20 protein-coding genes, 1 tRNA gene, 1 pseudogene and 2 riboswitches are annotated in these 19,500 nt (G+C 45.0%); of the genes and pseudogenes, 8 read left to right on the top strand and 14 right to left on the bottom strand.

All coding sequences use genetic code 11. The features are described from left to right. Positions 1–9: 9 nt before the first annotated feature. From DMO16_RS10710 to DMO16_RS10740, 7 genes are all read right to left on the bottom strand, one after another. Positions 10–834, bottom strand: a complete 825-nt coding sequence (locus DMO16_RS10710) for a MetQ/NlpA family ABC transporter substrate-binding protein (RefSeq protein WP_129477385.1) — start codon at positions 832–834, stop codon at positions 10–12. A gap of 24 nt (positions 835–858) precedes the next feature. Next, positions 859–1,521, bottom strand: a complete 663-nt coding sequence (locus tag DMO16_RS10715) for a methionine ABC transporter permease (protein WP_061967556.1) — start codon at positions 1,519–1,521, stop codon at positions 859–861. Beyond that, positions 1,511–2,542 (bottom strand): methionine ABC transporter ATP-binding protein, encoded by a 1,032-nt coding sequence (locus DMO16_RS10720; protein WP_061967553.1) that lies wholly within the window; start codon positions 2,540–2,542, stop codon positions 1,511–1,513. Before DMO16_RS10720 ends, DMO16_RS10715 begins: the two co-directional genes overlap by 11 nt. A gap of 89 nt (positions 2,543–2,631) precedes the next feature. Next, positions 2,632–2,742: riboswitch (SAM riboswitch) on the bottom strand. Positions 2,743–2,822: 80 nt separating this feature from the next. Further along, positions 2,823–2,942, bottom strand: a riboswitch (SAM riboswitch). Positions 2,943–3,048: 106 nt separating this feature from the next. Beyond that, entirely contained in the window at positions 3,049–3,492 is a 444-nt protein-coding gene (locus tag DMO16_RS10725) for a general stress protein (protein WP_061967551.1), read from the bottom strand. 107 nt (positions 3,493–3,599) lie between these two features. Next, positions 3,600–4,799: an ATP-grasp domain-containing protein gene (locus tag DMO16_RS10730; RefSeq protein WP_164988900.1), complete on the bottom strand. Its 1,200-nt coding sequence runs from the start codon at positions 4,797–4,799 to the stop codon at positions 3,600–3,602. Between the two features lie 186 nt (positions 4,800–4,985). After that, complete coding sequence (gene cyoE, locus DMO16_RS10735; protein WP_129477389.1) at positions 4,986–5,897, bottom strand: heme o synthase; 912 nt, start codon at positions 5,895–5,897, stop codon at positions 4,986–4,988. Between the two features lie 162 nt (positions 5,898–6,059). Further along, positions 6,060–6,135 (bottom strand) — tRNA-Arg (locus tag DMO16_RS10740). 188 nt (positions 6,136–6,323) lie between these two features. Between DMO16_RS10740 and DMO16_RS10745 the strand changes: the two genes are divergently transcribed. After that, positions 6,324–7,793, top strand: a complete 1,470-nt coding sequence (locus tag DMO16_RS10745; protein ID WP_129477391.1) for an aminoacyl-histidine dipeptidase — start codon at positions 6,324–6,326, stop codon at positions 7,791–7,793. A gap of 105 nt (positions 7,794–7,898) precedes the next feature. On the opposite strand, the pseudogene DMO16_RS24895 reads toward DMO16_RS10745, so the two are convergent. After that, positions 7,899–8,338, bottom strand: a pseudogene (locus DMO16_RS24895) (hypothetical protein); the annotation flags it as partial. A 214-nt stretch (positions 8,339–8,552) separates the two neighbouring features. Between DMO16_RS24895 and DMO16_RS10755 the strand changes: the two are divergent. Further along, a complete protein-coding gene (locus tag DMO16_RS10755) occupies positions 8,553–8,741 on the top strand; it encodes a hypothetical protein (RefSeq protein WP_061967537.1) in 189 nt (62 codons plus the stop codon). On the opposite strand, the gene DMO16_RS10760 is transcribed toward DMO16_RS10755, so the two are convergent. Together DMO16_RS10760 and DMO16_RS10765 are read right to left on the bottom strand one after the other, a co-directional pair. Next, positions 8,738–8,905 (bottom strand): aspartyl-phosphate phosphatase Spo0E family protein, encoded by a 168-nt coding sequence (locus DMO16_RS10760; protein ID WP_090231865.1) that lies wholly within the window; start codon positions 8,903–8,905, stop codon positions 8,738–8,740. The two genes, DMO16_RS10755 and DMO16_RS10760, sit on opposite strands and share 4 nt — an antisense overlap. Before the next feature lie 334 nt (positions 8,906–9,239). Continuing rightward, on the bottom strand, positions 9,240–9,785 hold the full coding sequence (locus DMO16_RS10765) for an NADPH-dependent FMN reductase (RefSeq protein ID WP_061967533.1): 546 nt from the start codon (positions 9,783–9,785) through the stop codon (positions 9,240–9,242). A gap of 184 nt (positions 9,786–9,969) precedes the next feature. Between DMO16_RS10765 and DMO16_RS10770 the strand changes: the two genes are divergently transcribed. After that, entirely contained in the window at positions 9,970–10,350 is a 381-nt protein-coding gene (locus DMO16_RS10770; RefSeq protein ID WP_425590031.1) for a hypothetical protein, read from the top strand. Positions 10,351–10,467: 117 nt separating this feature from the next. Here DMO16_RS10770 and DMO16_RS10775 read toward each other — a convergent pair whose 3' ends face one another. Further along, a complete protein-coding gene (locus DMO16_RS10775; RefSeq protein WP_061967531.1) occupies positions 10,468–10,848 on the bottom strand; it encodes a hypothetical protein in 381 nt (126 codons plus the stop codon). 107 nt (positions 10,849–10,955) lie between these two features. Then, positions 10,956–11,228, bottom strand: coding sequence for a hypothetical protein (locus DMO16_RS10780; RefSeq protein WP_061967529.1), 273 nt, complete (start codon positions 11,226–11,228; stop codon positions 10,956–10,958). A 154-nt stretch (positions 11,229–11,382) separates the two neighbouring features. Here DMO16_RS10780 and DMO16_RS10785 point away from each other — a divergent pair, with 154 nt between their 5' ends. Further along, on the top strand, positions 11,383–12,174 hold the full coding sequence (locus tag DMO16_RS10785) for a hypothetical protein (protein ID WP_129477393.1): 792 nt from the start codon (positions 11,383–11,385) through the stop codon (positions 12,172–12,174). A 37-nt stretch (positions 12,175–12,211) separates the two neighbouring features. Here DMO16_RS10785 and DMO16_RS10790 read toward each other — a convergent pair whose 3' ends face one another. Further along, positions 12,212–12,946 (bottom strand): MBL fold metallo-hydrolase, encoded by a 735-nt coding sequence (locus DMO16_RS10790; protein WP_129477395.1) that lies wholly within the window; start codon positions 12,944–12,946, stop codon positions 12,212–12,214. A 794-nt stretch (positions 12,947–13,740) separates the two neighbouring features. On the opposite strand from DMO16_RS10790, the gene DMO16_RS10795 reads away from it, so the two are divergent. Together DMO16_RS10795 and DMO16_RS10800 are read left to right on the top strand one after the other, a co-directional pair. Then, a complete protein-coding gene (locus tag DMO16_RS10795; RefSeq protein WP_129477397.1) occupies positions 13,741–14,655 on the top strand; it encodes a DMT family transporter in 915 nt (304 codons plus the stop codon). Between the two features lie 70 nt (positions 14,656–14,725). After that, positions 14,726–15,922: an MFS transporter gene (locus DMO16_RS10800; protein ID WP_061967518.1), complete on the top strand. Its 1,197-nt coding sequence runs from the start codon at positions 14,726–14,728 to the stop codon at positions 15,920–15,922. A gap of 38 nt (positions 15,923–15,960) precedes the next feature. Here the strand turns inward: DMO16_RS10800 and DMO16_RS10805 are convergent, their stop codons facing one another. Continuing rightward, positions 15,961–18,351: a M14 family metallopeptidase gene (locus tag DMO16_RS10805; RefSeq protein WP_129477399.1), complete on the bottom strand. Its 2,391-nt coding sequence runs from the start codon at positions 18,349–18,351 to the stop codon at positions 15,961–15,963. Positions 18,352–18,593: 242 nt separating this feature from the next. On the opposite strand from DMO16_RS10805, the gene DMO16_RS10810 reads away from it, so the two are divergent. Together DMO16_RS10810 and yjcZ are read left to right on the top strand one after the other, a co-directional pair. Beyond that, complete coding sequence (locus tag DMO16_RS10810; RefSeq protein ID WP_129477401.1) at positions 18,594–19,076, top strand: glutathione peroxidase; 483 nt, start codon at positions 18,594–18,596, stop codon at positions 19,074–19,076. A 207-nt stretch (positions 19,077–19,283) separates the two neighbouring features. Continuing rightward, positions 19,284–19,466, top strand: a complete 183-nt coding sequence (gene yjcZ, locus DMO16_RS10815; RefSeq protein ID WP_061971408.1) for a sporulation protein YjcZ — start codon at positions 19,284–19,286, stop codon at positions 19,464–19,466. Positions 19,467–19,500: the final 34 nt, after the last annotated feature.

Here is a 19,500-nt window from a genome sequence, read left to right on the forward strand (position 1 = left end):
CTCTCTCTTTTATTCTCCTATTTCACTTAATGGGACGAACGTTGGAATGGTTGCGCCCTTATAGATGTCATTGATTTTCTTGGCAGTAGCCTTGGATTGGTAAATCTTCGCGATTTTCTTTAGCGTCTTATTGTTCTTATCCTCTGTTCGGACCGCAATAATGTTGATGTAAGGCTTGGCGGTCTTGCTCTCCAGATAAATAGCATCCTTCTTTGGATTCATTCCTGCGTCCACTGCCACCCCATTATTGATGATGGAAGCTGCCACATCCGGAAGCACGCGCGGTGTTTGTCCGGCAACCACAGGCTTAAGCTTTAAATGCTTCTTGTTCTCGATAACTTTTTTCAAATCTCCATTGCCGTCAAAATTATTTTCCAGCTTGATGAGACCGGCGCTTTGCAGCAAGAGAAGTCCGCGGCCCATATTTGTCGCTTCATTCGGGAGGGCAATGGTTGCTCCATCCGGTATATCCTTGATGTCTTTGTATTTTTCAGAGTAAACGCCCATCGGCGCGATTACGGTTGTGGCAATCGGTGCTAAATCCAATTTATGTTCCTTTTTAAAGGAATTAAAGTAAGAAATGGTCTGGAACGAGTTTGCGTCAATATCTCCGTCCGCCAGTGCCTGGTTGGGACGAACATAATCAGAAAACTCCACAATTTCAAGATCGATTCCTTCCTTTTTAGCCTTTTCCGCAATGTATTTCCAGACATCACTGTCCGATCCACTAATGCCCATTTTTACTTTTTCCTCTTTGCTTCCCCCGCTGCATCCGCTTAAGAAAGCCGACAACAGCACCCCGATAACTAAAACGATAAGTGAATATTTTTTCATGATGTATCTCTCCCTTTTCTTTCGCTATCTTCTTCTTAATTTTCTTGAAATCACATTTCCTGAGCTTTGTAATCCTTGCACCAGGATAATGAGCAGAACCACCGTTACGATCATAACGTCCGTATCAAACCGCTGGTATCCGTAAGCAATAGCCAAATCACCAAGGCCTCCGCCTCCGACTGCACCAGCCATGGCAGATGCACCGACCAAACCGATGGTCGCGGTGGTCAATGACAGGATCAATGAACTGAAAGCTTCCGGGAGCAGGATGCGGAAAATGGTTTGCCAAGGCGTTGCACCCATGGCTTCTGCAGCCTCCACAATTCCCGGATCAATTTCCAGCAAGCTGTTTTCCACCAGCCGGGCAATATAAGGCCCTGCGTATACAATCAACGGAACGATCGCCGCCGCTGTCCCGATGGATGTTCCTACAACTAAACGTGTAAACGGAATGATGGCTACCATGAGAATGATAAACGGTATGGAACGGAGAACGTTCACAATGGCATTCAGCACATTAAACACAGGTAAATTTTCAAGAATGTGGCCTTTTCTCGTTACGACGAGAATAATACCGATCAGGATGCCGATCACTGCCGATGCCAATAATGAAACACCGACCATGATCAATGTATCACCGGTCGCATCCAGGATGTCGACCCAGAATGTACTCCAATCAACTGGCATGTTCAATAACCTCCCTTACTTCCACATCACCCTGTCCTGCAAAAAAGACGGCCCTGCGGATTTCCAGTTCGTCCCCAATCAGCTGAACTACGAGATTTCCAAATGGAACATCCTGCAGTTCGGTAACATGTCCGTACAGCACGCTGACATCGACATCAAACTTTTTTGCAATTTGAGATAAAAGCGGCTGTCCTGTTGAAGCTCCTGTAAAAACAATGCGGAACACCTGATGATTTTTGTCCTGGTTCCTCAAGATGTTTTTCAGCGAATCAGGAAGTTCATCCTGAAGGACGGAGCTTACAAATCGACGTGCGGTTTCTGTTTTCGGCCGGGAAAAGACTTCAAAAACACTGCCCTTCTCGATCACTTTACCTTTCTCCATCACCGCGACCGAGCTGCAAATCTCACGGATCACATTCATTTCATGGGTGATGATCAGAATAGTGATGTGATATTCCTTATTGATTCTTTTTAATAGCTCGAGGATGCTTGATGTGGTCTGCGGGTCAAGCGCCGAGGTGGCCTCATCACAGAGCAGAACCTCCGGATCCGTAGACAGCGCCCGTGCAATGCCCACCCGCTGCTTTTGACCGCCTGACAGCTGATCCGGGTATTTATGTCCATGTTCGGAAAGTCCGACAAACTCAAGCAGATTGTTTACTTTTTCTTTAATGGCACTCTTCTTTTCTCCCTGGAGGTAAAGAGGCGTTGCTATGTTATCAAACACCGTTTTCGCATTCAGCAGATTGAAATGCTGAAAAATCATACCAATGTTTTTCCGTTTTTTCCGGAGCTCTTTCGGTGAAAGATCAGCCATGTTCTCTCCGTCCACCAGCACCCGTCCGGAGGAAGGCTTCTCAAGCAAGTTGACACACCGCAGCAGCGAGCTTTTCCCTGCACCGCTGTACCCAACCACTCCATAAATCTCTCCTTTATCTATTTCAAAGCTCACATTGTTAAGTGCTTTGACCTGGTTTTTGCCGCTCTCATAAATCTTGGTAACTTCCTCAAATCGAATCAATCGTGTGTTCCCCCTTCAAACTGCTCCAACAAAAAAACCTCTTCTTGTGAACACAAGAAGAGGCCAGCTAATAATGATTAAAGCTTCTCTTCTTATCTCCCAAGCTAACTGCTTGACGGAATTGGCACAGTATTTCCGTTTGCCGGAAACCCGCTGCCGAGGCTTCAAAGGGCCAGTCCCTCCACCTCTCTGGATAAGAAAACCATTCAGTTTTTTTTGCAATAAAAAATTCTCTTCCAAGACAAGAAGAGAATGTTAATTCCATAATAGAAATTTGCTCTTCTTATCTTCCAGGTTCTTTAGGGAACCTGGTGGAATTGGCACAGTATTTTTTCAAAAAACGAAAAACCCGCTGCCGAGGTTTCAAAGGGCCATGTCCCTCCACCTCTCTGGATAAGAAATACGTCATATTTACTTGATGTGCTCTATCATATACCAGGGATTTCAATTTGTCAAATATTTTTCCGAGCTATCCGCTTGGAATTGTTAGTATGTATTGCCCTATTCTAAAGCTTTACGGCATCCTTTTCAAGGAAAACCATTACACTTCCCTGCTCCACTTTCTGAACATAACGTTCCGCCGTTCGTTCGGACAAATCAAGGGACATTAAGAGCTCTTTTAAGTCTTCCTCTGAATCCTCCGAAAACATGGAAGCAAACGGCCCTGCGGCGAGGAGCGGCCCAATACCAGGAACGCCAAGACCCGGAACAGCAATGGCTCCGCCAATACCGGAAAGAAACCCGGCAATTGTCCCATAGGCTGCTTCGTTCACATCTTCATCCAAATGTTCTTCTGAAACGTTGGTCTTGTCAGCCACCCGATCCATCGTTCCATCGTCTTTAGCCAGGATGGATATGTCTTTGGCGTTGTACCCCTGGTCAACCAATCCTTGAATGCGATCAATCGCTTCGCTTTCTGAATCATATACCCCGATTACCATTTTACTCATTGCTTATCCTCCTTTATCCGTATGGCTCTCTTATTAGTAATTACCCTAACCCCACTTCACTAAACAATCACAAAAAACTCCTTATCGGAGTTTTTTTGTTGACGGGTTCAGGACAGACCAGCCCGTTCAAAAATATGTTCTTTTTGATCAGCCTCGTACCTGCTGTCCCCAAGGACCAGTCCCTGAATCAGTGTATCCGCATCCTCATAGGGACTTTCGCTTCCGTTATAGATGGAAAGCGGCACAAAATATCCGTCTTCAATCGCTTGTTTTACCGTGTCGTATAACGGTTCAATTCCGCCTGACGATTTCCAGGATACATATTTGACTACCCTTTTCCCAAGCTGCTCAGTGATGCTGTCCTTCAAAAGCAGAGCCGCCGTCGAACCATTGACCCTGTAATTCAAATCAAACGCGATCTTTCTTCCATCCGGCGTAACAGCAATATCAAAACCGGCAATTCCCCTGTAGCCTCTTTTACAGCCCTCTTCCATAATTCGCCTGCCGATTTTAATGACTTCGCTATCGGGTTCAGAATCTTCGTCCACCCAGTTTCCTTTATATTTTGCGTTTTCATCAATATTTTGAACAGTACTGCCAAGGTAAATCAACTTCTCATCAAATGTACAAGCAAACTGAACACAGTAATTGTGTTCAATTTCCAAATACTCTTCGATTACGATGCCTTCACAGGTTTCAAAAAACTTCTCAGCCTTTTGGATATCTTCATCAGTTTTGCAGATAAACACATCAAAGCCTGCTGCATTTGCTTCATTCGTCGCTGCTTTAACAACACATGGAAGCGAAAAAGCTTCGAGATGTTCATGAAGCTTTGCAGCTGTGGTACTCACACGCTTTGGTGCATGCCCTTCCGGCACCAGCTCTTCAAGATTTGCTTTATTATTCAAATACTGAACCAGCTTCGGGTCGATCCAGTAGTTTAGAGCTGACATTTCTTCTTCAGGATGAATATGCTGAACCACCATCCGTTTCCGTTCGTCCTCAAGCCGTTTGAACAAATTGCGGTAATCTTCTTCAGTGGAGTAATAATGCATGGGAAACCGAAGCTGCAGTCCGGCCCTCTCATATAGATCTATCGCCTGCCTGGTTGTTACGGACCGGCTGCAAATAACCGGCATTTCTCCCATTACAGCAAACTGGCTGCCAGTTAATAAATCAAGCTTGACTGGACAATCCGGGATCCATTTATTATGGGCAAACGATGGCCTGGGGTTAAAAATCAAGTCAGGCCCATAAATTTCTGAAAAGGTGTAACGCGGAACAATGATGGGTTTACTTTTCTGCATGCATTTGTACCTCCTGATCATGCCTCAATTACATGTTCAATACCTTTTTTTTCATACCCTTAAACTCCATTAAGCTTGCGATTTAATCAGCAAGCAAAAATCAGCTTACTGTACTTTAACACAAAAAACCCCCTCCTCGGGATTTTTTGCCGAAACAGGGGGTTTTCTTTCTTTTATTTGGTTACATTATCCGAAAAGAGGAGCAAACATCATGGTCACAAACATTAACGTTAAATACATAATTGAAAACTTGAACATTTTCCCGGACCAGACCAGTTCGCTTTCTTTTTCTCTAAATTTAAAGGATTGAATGGCACGGAACAGGAAGACTGCTCCCAAAATGCCTGCCACAATCAAATACCAGATGCCCAGAACATTAAAGAAATACAGAAGCAACGAAGCTGCAACAGCAAACACGGTATAGATTAAAATATGTACCTTTGTTTGCTTAAAGCCTACCTTGTTTGGCAGCATAGGCACGTTGACACTCTTATACTCTTCGGCACGCTTCATCGCAAGAGCAAAGAAATGAGGCGGTTGCCATGCAAACATGAAAACAAACAGAAGCAATGCAATCAAATCAAATTCTCCGGTTACAGCCGTATAGCCGATAATCGGCGGAGTAGCGCCTGAAATACAGCCAATTTCCGTGTTCACAACGGTTACCCGCTTGGACATTGTATACACAAAACCGTAAAATACAAATCCTGTAAAGCCAATCAGTGCAGCTATTGGATTAACCATCAGGCCAAGAATTAATTCGCCAATCACGATCATTACAATGGAAAGCAAAATGGCATTCCGTTTTGGAATTCTTCCATTGGTAATCGGGCGGTTTTTTGTCCGTTCCATGTGCTTATCGATATCCGCATCGTAAACATTGTTAACAATGGCAGATGATCCGATAACAAAAACAGTTCCGAGAACGGTCCAAAAGAACAACTCCCATAAACTGAGGCTAGATGACAAGTTTCTCGCACCGATACAAAAGCCGGCTATGGTTCCCAACAAATTTGAAGTGATAATACCAGGCTTTGTAATTTGTATATAGTCTTTAAAAATGCTTGGAGCAGCATTTTCACCCATTAAGATCACCATCTTTTCATATCTATCATTAGTATGACTCTATTTTAACAGAACTAATACATGTTTGTGATAAATGTCACATTAAGTTCTTACAGTGTTCAGAAAACGTTCAAATTATGCCGGTAAAAGCATAAAAAAAGACAGCACCGCGCTGCCAGTATTGTTTTTATCTAGTGGCGGCCCCGGCAGGAATCGAACCTGCGACGCACGGTTTAGGAAACCGACGCTCTATCCACTGAGCTACGGAGCCAATATGCTGTTCTTGGTGTAACTACGCACTCGTAATCTTCTTTACCTGATAATTCTACAAGAGGAAATGAATAGAGTCAAGCAACTAAGATTCATTTGTTTACCGTGTTGTGCCATTGATTATTTCGGCAGCTTTCTCTACTCTAGACATATGTGATTACAGAAAAATGAAGACAAAGGATGAAATGAATGGACATGACATTGACAGAATTAAAAAAACACCCCGTATTTCATTATTTCGCAGAACTTTCTTCCATCCCCCGGGGCTCAGGTAATGAAAAAGGAGTCAGCGATTATCTTCTGGATTTTGCAACGAAACGAAATCTTGATGTGATTCAGGATGAAGCCCTCAACATAATCATTAAAAAAGAAGCCACAGAAGGTTATGAGCATGTTCCGGCCATTATTCTTCAAGGTCACATGGATATGGTCTGTGAAAAGAACAAAGGAACCGTCCATAACTTTGACACAGACCCGCTTGAATTGCAGATCAAAGGGGACATGCTGTATGCGAACGGCACTACCCTTGGAGCGGACAACGGCATTGCTGTTGCCTATGCGCTTGCCCTCCTTGATGCCAGTGATATTTCTCATCCCCCTCTCGAGGTGGTTATTACTACAGAAGAAGAGACAACAATGAAAGGAGCTCTGGAAGTAAGCCCTGAACATTTTTCAGGGGAGATCTTCATTAACCTGGATTCTGAAGAAGAAGGCAAGCTTCTGGTCAGCAGCGCAGGCGGCATCACAGCTGCTCAAGGTTTGCCCATTCAGCGGGATTCTCTGCCGGAGCACACAAACGTTTTCCATGTTCAGATTGGCGGTCTTTTTGGCGGCCATTCCGGCATGTCCATACATAAGAGCAGGGGAAACGCCAATAAACTTCTCGGCCGGCTTCTGAATGGCCTTTCTGAAGAGTTCGATTTCAACTTGTCTTCCATTTCCGGCGGATTAAAATCCAATGCAATTCCTCGTGAAGCAGAGGCTGTTATTCATGTGCCGGCAGCGCATGCCACACGGGTTCCGGAGGTGGCAGCCGCGTGGGAAGTCACTTTCAAAAAGGAACTAAGAACATCGGATCCTAAAGTTAAAATAACAGTAGAGAAAGTTGACGACCTGCCGGAAAGGGTTTACTCAGATGAAACCACCCGATGTGTCATCCATTCGCTCATGCTGATTCCAAACGGAGTACAATCCATGAGCCAGGAGATTGCGGAACTTACCGAAAGCTCCACCAATCTTGGTGTGGTATCAAGCACCGCATCAACCATCACATTTATCAGCGAAATCCGAAGCTCAGTAAAAAGCTTAAAAGAGCAGATTCTGAAGCAAAACGAGGTCATAGCCCGGGTGACAGGTTCCTCTTTCACGACTCAGGCGGATTATCCCGAATGGCCGTATCGCAAGGATTCAAAGGTTCAGAAGCTTTTTGAAGAAGTGTATGAAGAACGTTACGGAAAACGCCCAGAAATTGTAGCAATCCACGCCGGGCTGGAATGCGGGATTTTTGCCGAAAAACTGCCGCATATTGACGCTATTTCCCTGGGTCCCGATATGTTTGATGTTCATACACCAGAAGAACATCTCAGCATTCCTTCAACTATTCGTACTTGGGAATATCTTGTTTCTGCACTCATAGAAATGAAAGCTTATTACAACTGATAAACATAGAAAAGAGCCAACCGGTATCATTACCGGCGGCTCTTTTCTATGCTATCCAATTCTTAAAAATCAAAATTGTCAGGGAGGTTCAAAATTAAAAACCTAGGAATTTTCCCGGATACGGTGGGCCTTGACGGATTTCGGAATGGTTACCACTCCGTTTTGAAGATCCCACCGAAGAATAAACCTGCGCCACAGACTTGCCTGGTTTTCTGCAATTTCAGCAAGAACTGGATGGTTCAAGAATTCCCCTTGCATCAAAGGACTCCAGGCTTCCATCTGAATGCAGCTTTCCTTTCAGAACGCTAGAAGCTCTATTTGCGCAAGCCCCGGATGGTACTCCACCTGGTTGACCATAGGTACAATCTCACATCCTACGCCTTCTTCATTACCGTAGACCGCTGCTGTATCAATGCTCTTGTATACTTTGCTAAGGGCGGATTTTATTGATTGGCAGACTTCATCCATTATTCTATCTTATGTACTCCCAAGCCAAAACAGGGTTTTAACAATGTATCCCTCCCAGGTTTTAAGCATATCAACATTTTACCTTTAATAATGGTCGCAGCAAAACATATACATTTGCCCGGATCCCTTTTTTGAAAAAGGCAAAAAACCATAGGTTATAGCCAATCTAGTTGCTTACTGATGGAGTCTGGAATTACGTTTTTGAAAACATTTACAATTTCATGCAGGGATGTTGCTTTTTTTATGGAATGTATATATGCAAATAGAAGTATGTTACGCGGAGGTGTTTTGATGAAAAATAATGTCATTAACTTCCCCAGGCAAGTAAACCCGGGTGCTTTTCTCGAAAGCGAGATGGACCTGGTCACCGAAATCCGGGGACTGCTCAGCGAATTCAGGAATGATCACCCGGTCTTGATCAAACGGGCTATCCTGACGCGGGTTGACCTTTTAACCCAGCAGCTTGTCAGTTTGTCTTAACAGCAATTTCTTTGATATTCGTTCAACAGGCCATCCAGCTCCTGGCTGCATTGAACCGTCTCGTGATTCGTAAACCCTCTGAGAAAAGCCAGCCTGATCAGCTCTTCCTTCTTTGCTCCAATTGATTCCAACAGTCCTTTTAAGCGATATTCTGTAGTACTCACGCACAAGCTCTCCTTTTCTATCAATTCCAACATCATCATTCGATACACAGAGATATTATCTATAAAAACCAAGCATTTGAGAAGGGATTCAACAAAAGAAGTGATAAAGTTACAAAACTATACAAAGTTTCACGCCAACTCTTTTTTATTCTCTGGTTTTTTGGGCCATACTGATAAAAAAGATAGGAGAATCTTCGTGAAATACGTCAAATACATCGTTTTGTCGCTTGGATTCCTTTTTCTTGGCGTCATCTGGTACTTTGAGCTTTCAAGCTGGTTTAAATAATCAAAAAAAAAGAGGCAGTTCCATTGGGAAGCTGCCTCTTTTTTGTTTTTAGTTTTTAGAATTGGATGATACCAATTTTGTAAGGTCCATCAGTTGATCGATCAACGAATTCACACGAAGTGTTGCGAGTTCTTCTGTAAGCTCGCGTTCGTCATTAAAATGAATAGGATCAGCGACAAACTGGTCAGCGATGACCAACGAATAGAGTCCTCTCATAACAGTACGCAAGTTATTCAGTGCGTTGATACCGCCTTTTCCTCCGCCGGCAGCCGCAGTAATCACCACAGGTTTGTTTTTAAATTGATTGCCTGTGAGGAAGTCAAGCGCATTCTTCAGCGCCCCGCTCATGCCGTTGTGGTATTCCGGTGTACAAATGAAGAAGCCCTGTGCTTCATCCGCCGCCTGGATCAACTTCTGAACCGCTTCGTTTTCCTGTTCCGCTGTATCACCTGTATACAATGGAAGACGATCCTTGCCAGCGTCGAAAAACGTCACTTCCACCCCTTTTTCCTGCAAAACGTTTGCTGCATATTCAGCTATTCCTCTTGTTCGTGATTCAGCCGTCGGGCTGCCGTTCATGACTAAAATTTTCATTCAGCTTTCCCTGCCTTTGCGCTCATATTATCGTACCCATTCCATTATACTTAAAATTTACATTAGGTTAAATATTCTGCATCATTGTGTTTCGGTTGGAAAAACATCCGACCCGCACCGTTTAGTAGGCGTTGGCATACACTACAATGTCGTGAAGGCCATTTACAGAAGAGGTGAATCGAACGTGATGCCTTATCCATATCCACCTTACCCCGGTCCCATGCCCTTTCCAGCAGCGCCTGGTGGAATGCCTGGCGCAATGCCTGGTGGAATGACAGGGGCTATGCCTGGAGGAATGACAGGAGCCAGTGCAGGATACCCGGGGATGCCCGGAGGAAGTTACTACACACCATACAACAATCCCTTAAAATTATCTACCATGACGTCAGTCGAATGGTTTGTTCAGCGGGGGTTGGCCGAGGCGCCAAAAACCTCCTATGAACATGCTTTGCGGGAGACGGCTGCCATGGCTTATTTGTATGGGATGGGCTATCCGCAGCAAGCAGCCTACAAGCTTGTAGAATCTTGGGAACTGGGTGAAAAATTTTACCCTGGAGAAAGATGACGGACTGGAGATTACAATGATATATTCTTCTTTTGTCATTTTTCCAATCTTCTTGTCAGCAACTACAAAACGGAAGCGAAGGTCTGCAGACCTTCGCTTCCGTTTTTTCTAAGTATCTCATTGCAAAAATGAGGTGGCTTTATAATTGACGGCAATTCCACTGCCGCCTGCTTTACCAGAATCTACTACTTTAAGATAATAATTACCGGAATCCTCGAGATTATAAACCTTTTGGTAACCTACTCCGTTACTACTTACCCATGCCGTCTGTCCAACTTTTTCATCCATGAAGAATAAGTGCTTTTTCCAAAGCTCCAGCTTGATTTTTCCGCTACCCGAAGTCTTTTTAATGGAAATGGTAGCATAGGAGCCATCAAATGCAGCAGAAGATGATGTTTTATCGCCGCCAGATGATTTCAAGCTGATGGAATCGGCTGCATACGCCGTACAAGTGACCAGCAAAAAGACTGCAGTTAAGATGAAAATTTTTGCTTTCATATAAATCACCTCATCCGTATATTATTTCAACATAATATAACATACGGATGAGGCGAACTTAGCTGATGTCATGATGCTGTAATAAAACGTAATCGTTTTGTACTATTTCACTGCTTTTTTTCATTAAAATATTGGACCCCATAGGCAGAACCTTCGGAAACCATTTTTGAATCTTCATAGTCACTGGGATCCGGATGGCCGCCTTTATCAACAGGCAACACTTTTGTTTTACTGGAATAGTCAGGCCTTATTTTTCTTTTGATGCTATTGAATGCTAATTTCGTGCGGATTCTGTTCGGCTTGGCTGATAACCAAACCGCTGCTGCAGAGGTGCCCAGCCCAACTAGGATCCATGGTTTCATACTGGCTGTTTGTTTCATTGTTATAACCTCCTTACGCTTCTATACCCAGTTCGATCTTCGGTTAACCCGTAAAATACATTTCATTTTTTTTACATAAAACAACTGATCCCGGTATGATATGCCAATGTTTTCCGCATATTAAAGCCAAGAAGGCAAAAAGGAGGCAACACACGTGAAGTCCATCTTTTTTAATCTGCTTCTTTTCCTCATCCTGCTGATTACTGCGGGTTCACCCATACATGCCACACCGCTCGACCCACAGACAGAAAACATTGATAGTAAAAGCGGATCATCCATTTTCGTAATCGATCAGCGGAAAATGGATGTGACGGGGGACAAACGGCCCGATACTGTTACGCTAATGGGTGAGAAGGAAAAGCAGGAAAATATATATTCGGAAAATCTTTTCCTGATCTTTCAAGACGGGGCTACCCGCCGTTTTACCACTTTAAATTTAAACGATGGAGGATATCACCCAAACATTCAATTCTTTGATTTTAATGGCGACCGTATTCCGGAAACCTATATTTCAGCTGAAACCGGCGGAAGGGGTGGTACTTCTGTCTTTCATCTGGTTTCATCAAAGAACAATCATGTAGTGGAAATTCCGGTTCCTTCTTCACTCGGGATCAGCGGGCGGTTTACGGACGGTTATTACGCTACCATTTTGGTTAAAAACACCGGTAAAATTACGTCCATCAATCTGGCTGAACGAAGACAAAAATATGAAACGTCCGAGGTGTATAAAAACGGAACGCTCATTAAACCGATTAAAGTCTCGGCGAATAAATTCAGTATGCTGACCCCTGTGGATGTAAACGGAGACGGTGTATTTGAACTGCGGGGCGTCCAGCGCATATCTGGAATTGCCAATGGCGATTCTGTAGCCTTTGCCGACTCGATCTGGAAATATAAATTTATGCAATGGGAACTTGTCAGCAGCAGTGTCCACAAAGCGAATTAAAAAAGCAGTCCAGGGCCAAGACCCTGACTGCTCTTTTTTATACTCTTGGGGTTTGATGGATCAATTTTTGGAGCTGTTCCCCTGCATTTTCATTGCAGAGCCCCCCATGATAACAAACAACCTGTTCCACATGATAAGCGGCGTAGTGCTGGATGGATTTCTCGGCCTCTTCCAAGTCGAGCGCCGTTTCCTTGTGGGGCCCGTACAATACACCATTCATGCTGTACATTGAATCTCCTGCAACCAACACGTTACTTTTTTTCAAATAGAGGCTGATATGGCCAGGTGAATGCCCCGGGGTAAAAATAACAGATATGCCTCTTGCCAATTCAAGTTCCTCTCCGCCTTTTAACGGAATATGCACCTTGGAAGCTGGTGCCGGAACTTCATAGAACGCTTTTGCCATCTCGGGAAGAGCCTCAAATTCTTCATCAGTCAGCCGGCTGCGATCGGTTTTTATTAAAGGCTTATCGCCTTCAATAAAGGGCTGTTCGGTCTCATGTGCGTATACAATAAGAGATTGTCCAAGTGCTTCCTGCAGTTCCGGGAGGCTGCCGATATGGTCAATATCCTGATGCGTCAGAATAACATGCGTGAGATTTTGGAAGTGAACGCCTGCTGTTTCCATTTCATTCCGTAGGTTCTGCAGTTGGCCGGGCACACCTGTGTCGATCAAAACGGCTGACTTCTCGTCCCATACAAGGACGGGATGAATCAACATTCCGTTCACATTCACATCGAGCATGGCTGCACCATTTGCGAGTTTTCTCATACATTTTCCCTCCTGCTCTTTCCTTTTTAACTTCATGCCTGAAGTACATATTCTCTTTTGGATGCTTTATTCCTTGAATCCGCTTGAACCTTTTTGAAAAGGGTACTACTTAGACATGCTCAGCCATCTGAAAAGAGACTAATGATGAAATCAGATACGATACGTTTAATTGCCAGCGCGGCAGGACTCCCTTTTTAATTTAGCCTGGATTTTTGCCTGGCATTACGAGCAAGTCGGCTTGTCTCTGCTGATCATGTTTGGTCTGTTGGCCACTTTGCTTCTCCGTTTGGACCCGGCTTTCATTCTCGATTTATATCGGCTGGGTGTCTGTAGCTACAATCGTCAATACGGGCGTGTTCCTGGTTTCTCATAATTGGAACGGTTAGGGCTTCAGCGATGTTACCTGGACCGTTATCATGCTCATCGTTGGAATCGTCTTGCCCTTTTATTTCACCTCAAGAAACAGAGACAATTTCTATTCACTCGTTTTTGTATGGGCGTTCATCGGGATCGCTGTGAAACGGACGGAACTTAAGGATGTTTGCCTTTCTGCCCTGCTGGTCGCAGGCGTACTTGCCGTTCATGTGCTTTACCGCCTTTTCACGAGAAACTTTTCTTATAAACAACGAGCACAATAAATAGTTCCTGAAACGCCAGAAGGCCGGTTCCACGTGTGGAGCCCGCCTTTATTTGGATCGGATGGAAAATCTTTTCGTATTTATGATATTTTTTCGCAGAAATCTTGTATACTTCTTATAGTCTTATAGATCAATGCGTATATGCTGGAGGCCTCCATGGAAAAAACAAAATGTCCCATTCCGGTTTTTATTCCGCTCATTGTCGGCATTATTGCCGTTTCATTTTCTTCTATTTTTGTGAAACTCTCTGATGCCCCTGTGTCTGTACAGGGCATGTACCGGCTGCTGTTTACGATTCTTTTCATGCTTCCATTTACAAAAAATCAATGGAAGAAGGCTAAACTGATTCAGCCAAAACATTGGCTGCTTCTTTTTTTATCCGGAACGTTCCTTGCCCTTCATTTCCTTTTGTGGATGGGCTCCCTCAAGCTGACTACGGTGGCCAGTTCTACCATTATTCTGGCATTGCAGCCGGTGTTTGTTTTAATCGGGGCTTTTTTCTTGTTTAAAGAACGCACATCCTCTGCCTCCCTTATGGGAATGGCGATTGCAATTTGCGGGGCCGCTCTTATTGGATGGGGGGATATCGGGATTTCTGCGGAAAACTTGCTAGGAGACTTACTTTCCCTTTTCGGAACGCTTGCCGTAGCTGTACATATGCTTATCGGACAGCACTTATTGCGTCATATTCCTTCTTTTTTCTACAGTCTTGCCGTGTTTATTTCAGCTGTCCTTGTGTTTGCTTTGTATAACGAGGCAGCCGGCATTCCCATGACTGGATATGGTGGCCACGACTGGCTCATCTTCTGTTTGCTGGCCATTATCCCAACTGTATTCGGGCATGTTCTGTTCAACTGGCTGATGAATTATGTGAGTGCAACCACCATTTCCGTCAATATCCTTGGTGAACCTGTGGGGGCAAGCATCCTGGCTTATTTCATGCTGAATGAAAGCATCTCCCTTTTTCAGGGAGCCGGCGGTTTTCTGGTTTGCACCGGCTTGTACCTTTTCTTAAAAACAAGCAGGGTTCCCGATCACATAAAAGAAGCCTCTGTTCCTCAAAATGTATAGGCAGTAAGTTGATTAAAAGAAACAAAAGAGGTACGTTAATAGAGTTAATAAAAGATCAGAGAAAAGATGGATGATCTCATCAGGGGGGATTCTGAGATTGGAAAATAAAAAAGCGTTGCCAATCTTATTTTTAGTGATGTTTTTAGTAATGGTTGGATTCGGGATCATTATTCCTGTCCTTCCTTTTTTTGCGGAAAAGGTCGGAGCAAGTCCTGCTCAGCTCGGCTTTTTGATGGCTGTATATTCTTTGATGCAACTGTTGTTTGCCCCGGTATGGGGCAGGATTTCCGACCGGATTGGACGAAAGCCGGTTATGCTGATCGGGATTGCAGGATTGGCTGTTTCTTTCTTTTTAATGGCTGTCTCCAGCCAGCTTTGGATGCTTTTTGCGGCCCGCATTGCCGGAGGACTTCTGTCTTCAGCGAATATGCCGACAACGATGGCCTACGTGGCCGATATTACAACCCCTGAAAACCGGGGGAAAGGCATGGGCATCGTCGGTGCTGCCGTTGGCCTTGGGTTCATTTTCGGACCGGCTATTGGCGGTATTTTTTCCGAGTCCAGTCTGAACACTCCCTTTTATCTTGCCGGAGCTTCTTCGCTCATTACGTTCTTTCTGGTTCTTTTTGTATTAAAGGAATCACTTCCGAAAGACATGAGAACAACCGGAAATGTAAAAGGCGCATCCAGGTGGGAAGCGTTCAAGGGCGAGGTTTCGATTCTCTTTGTTCTGCAGCTGTTTATTTCACTTTCTTTATCAGGGCTCGAAGCGACCTTTGCTTATTTCGCCGCAAAGAAAGCGGGACTTGATACGAATCACCTTGGATACATCTTCATGATCATGGGGTTTGCCGGCGCTCTTGTGCAAGGGGGACTTGTTGGCCGTTTAACCAAAAAGTATGGAGAAGGAAAAGTCATTCAGGGGGGAATTGTTCTCTCCGCAGTCGGATTCGGCTTAATTCTTCTTGTCCACAGCTTCACGACTGCTGCTATTTTCCTTTCCATTTTCGGAATTGGCAATGGCGTCATTCGGCCAAGTGTATCGGCCCTTCTGACAAAAACCTCCACCTCGGGGCACGGCAGTGTTACCGGCCTGCTGTCTTCCTTCGATTCACTCGGGCGGATTATCGGTCCCCCCCTTGGAGGCTGGCTGTTTGCCAAAGCCGCAGGGCTGCCTTATATCTCAGGTATCGTGTTATCAATCATTGCCCTGGTTCTTTACCAGGTCTATCGGGCCCGGGCTGAACGTTTTTCAGAAGCAGGTTAAAAAGGCAGTGCACTTGTCGTGCACTGCCTTTTCCCTTGCTATTTGACTTTCACCGTTTCGGAGCGGTAGTTATCTTTTTTCCCCTCAGGTTTATAATGATTTTCGATATTGCCGCTCGCATCTACGGCAAACCATTTCACCGTTGCCGTCTGCTCAAGAACCGGTTTTTCTGCACCTTCACGAATACCGCTGATTTTTATTTTTTTGGATGAGAAAGTCGGCCGCTTGTTATTGGTCGTATAGTAAATCGTTGCGGGTTCAGACGTCGAAAATTCAAGCGTTGCATTTTCCATACTGCGCTTCACGTGGAGCTTGGAAGTTGGCGCTTTTTTGTCATGCTCGTAATCATAGGCAACATCCAGCATTCCGATCAGGCCGTTGGCAAATTCCATTGCCTCTTCATGTCCTTCCTCAAAAGGCGGCTGAAATCCCACGGGCTCCCATTTTCTCTCCTGGGCGTTCCATAAATCGGCGCCCACCTCAAAATCCCATGCATAAATGCGATTGTTATACCACAGGGCATCTGCCGAGTTTCCAGCTGCAGAATACAACACATCCGGTACAGGACCCGTGCGTCCTGGCAAAATGGTCGTTCCGCGATACTCCTTTATTTGCTGCAGAATCCGCTCCGACGCGCTCCAGAAGAAGGCTTCCTGTCCGGCAGTCGGACGCGGCAATGTTTCCCTCCCAAGAGCTTTGTACGCTCCCGGAGGCCACATGAAATAGCCGCCGTAGCTGTGGACATTCATGGCAAACTTCACATTCGGATTTTCATCGGCCAGCCAGATCAAATTTTTGGCTTCGGGTTCTGACTGCTCTGTAGGTCCTCCGTAAACCGAGCTTTGACAATCTGTCGAAGAGCCAAGATACCCATCATACACCGAACCGGTTCCGTGATTGCGGTTCAGGTCGACACCCCATGTATTGCGGAGAGCCGGGTCCGATTTCTCGGGGCCGCAATGATTGGTCATGTTCTTTCGTTGCCAGTTATAATCATAAAAAGAATAGGTGGCTCCATCCGGGTTGACAGAAGGGACGATAAAAATATCAAGGTTATTCAGCAACTTGCGTGTCGCTTTGTCTGTACTGTAGTTTCTGAGCAATCTTTCCGCCGTTTCCACGGATACGAGCGGTGTCACCCACTCACGGGCATGCTCCTGTGAATAAAGGAGAACGCCGGCTTTCGAGCCATCCCGATGTTTTCCGATCCGAATTGCTTTCATTGTATGCGGTTCGCGCGAAATCGACTCCGGCGCTTTTAAGCCATCCGTGAGCTTCAATTTTTCCGTTGAGGCTACAAGACCTTCTCCACTGCTGCCTCTAAAGGAGGTGGCGGTAACGAGACTTCCTGCCTCTGCGTTAATTTTTTGAATCACGTCTTTTGCTTTACTCGAACTTTGTCCGGCGGGATCAGTCGCCAGTTTGACAACAATCGTGTTTTCCTTTGTATCAATGGACAGCGGAAGATTTGCGCCCTCCTGCTTTACTGCCTGGAGGCTGATGCTGTTTCCGCCTTCATGGCCCCACTTTTTCGAGGTAATGACGACAGCCGAAGCGGGATTCGCCTGATCTCCAATTATTGTCTGTGCCTTTCTGCGGTAACCATTGGTCTCATATGGCAGCTCCACAATTTCCGCAATACTGGAAAATTGCTTTGCCAGCTTGTTGATCCGCTGATCGAGCTCGGTTGGGGTCATATAATGGTCTGTAAAATCCGATACATAATGTTTACCTGGAGTTGGTTTTTTGCCACCGATCCAGTCAGTCACTTTTGCTTCCATGATGCCGCCAAGACTGCTCGTAATGTTAACGGTTGAAGGACGGGTGTCCACTGGCAGCAGCATCGAATGATACATATAGACATCCGCGTCCTCTATTCGTTCAAGCGCTGCTGTTCCACCTGATCCAGGTGCCGTATTCTTTCCTTTGTCCCATGTTGCGGTAAGTACGGTTGAGTTGAGAGAGCCTGCATCCGTCTTCGCCTCGACATACAGGAATTTGCCGCCCTGGCTTGTAAAATAGTTGGCTCGTAAAATGGTAACCTTGTCCTTGGCTGCTGCCAGGTCTTTTTCCTGCTGAACCGTAAATTGGCGCTCCTGCCTCAAGGTTTGAATTTCATGCTGGGTGGAAATAACATCCGTCTTGTACCCTCTTAATTGCAAAATTTCCATCTCTTCTTTGGTCAGGATAGCGTCAGCTTCCATTCCCTGGCCTGCATGCTGGTCAAGGTTTTCCGTAAGATCAATTCCATAGCTTAGTAGTTTGTCCAGGTCCGCACGGTTCTTCAGATGGATTTTTACCACCATGGCTTCATTCTTTGCCGTTGTGGAAGGGCTGGCCGCATGGACGGTAGCTAGCTGCAAAGGCAGCAGAATGGCAGCAGCCATCGACACAGCTATGAGCTTTTTCTTTGTCTTTCGACTTTTCAATTTTATCGCCTCCAATAATCGACTGTTATGCAAAATATGTAAGTTAGTTACAGTATAAAGTGAATTGAAGGAATATTTTGTCTTTTATTGTTTGTTGACCATAAAATGATTCCATGTAACTAAATAGCAACCCTGGTCCCATGCTATTAGTCCCTGAAAAAGAAAGCGTTTTATTTTCTTTTCGGCCATAAAACTACTACACTATTACTATGAATGTTAATACGTACATACGGGAGGATGCTATGTCTGTTTACGAATATCATGCGAAGACAATCATGGGCGAGGAAAAATCACTTCAGGAGTATGAAGGTAAGGTATTGGTTATCGTCAATACAGCCAGTAAGTGCGGATTTACTCCGCAATATAAGGAACTTCAGGCGCTTTACGATGAATTCAAAGATCAGGGTCTTGAGATCCTGGGGTTCCCATGCAACCAGTTTGCTGGCCAGGAACCTGGAAATGAAGAGGAAATCCAGGAATTTTGCCAGTTGAATTACGGAGTGACCTTCCCGATGTTTGCCAAGGTGGATGTAAAAGGCGATCATGCACACCCTCTCTTTACCTACTTAACCAGTGAAGCACCCGGGATTTTAGGATCAAAGGCAATTAAATGGAACTTCACCAAATTCCTGGTGAACAAACAAGGAGCAGTCGTATCCCGCCATTCTCCTCAAACCTCACCGAAGGATATGAAAAAAGAAATAGAAGCACTGCTCGCGCAGTAATCTGCACGCACGCTTTTGGTTTCCCCTAAAGTGTGCGTTTTTCATTGCACGGTAATTAGGCTTGCCAACAAGGCAAACGTCCAGACCGAGTGATGCCTCCTACATATACTGTATCGAGAATGTTGGAATTGGATATTAAAGGAGGAATTTTAAATGTATGCAAACTCACCGATTAATGCACCAATTAACGCTCCGTTAAACGTACCTGTGTCAACGGCTTCTTATGGGTATGGTTATGGCGGCGGATGCGGCGGTTACGGCGGTTACGGTTATGGCGGCGGAAGAGGATTTGCGATCATCATCGTATTGTTCATCCTCTTGATCATCATCGGCTGTTCATGCTGGTCCGGTCACGGCCACGGCGGCTGTGAAAGCAGCAGCAGCTGCTAATCGTTCAAGCAGCAAAAAAGATCCAGGCGGTTGT

Origin of the sequence: Fictibacillus sp. S7, from assembly GCF_004127935.1 — a bacterium.
GTDB classification, from domain to species: Bacteria; Bacillota; Bacilli; order Bacillales; family Fictibacillaceae; genus Fictibacillus_C; species Fictibacillus_C enclensis.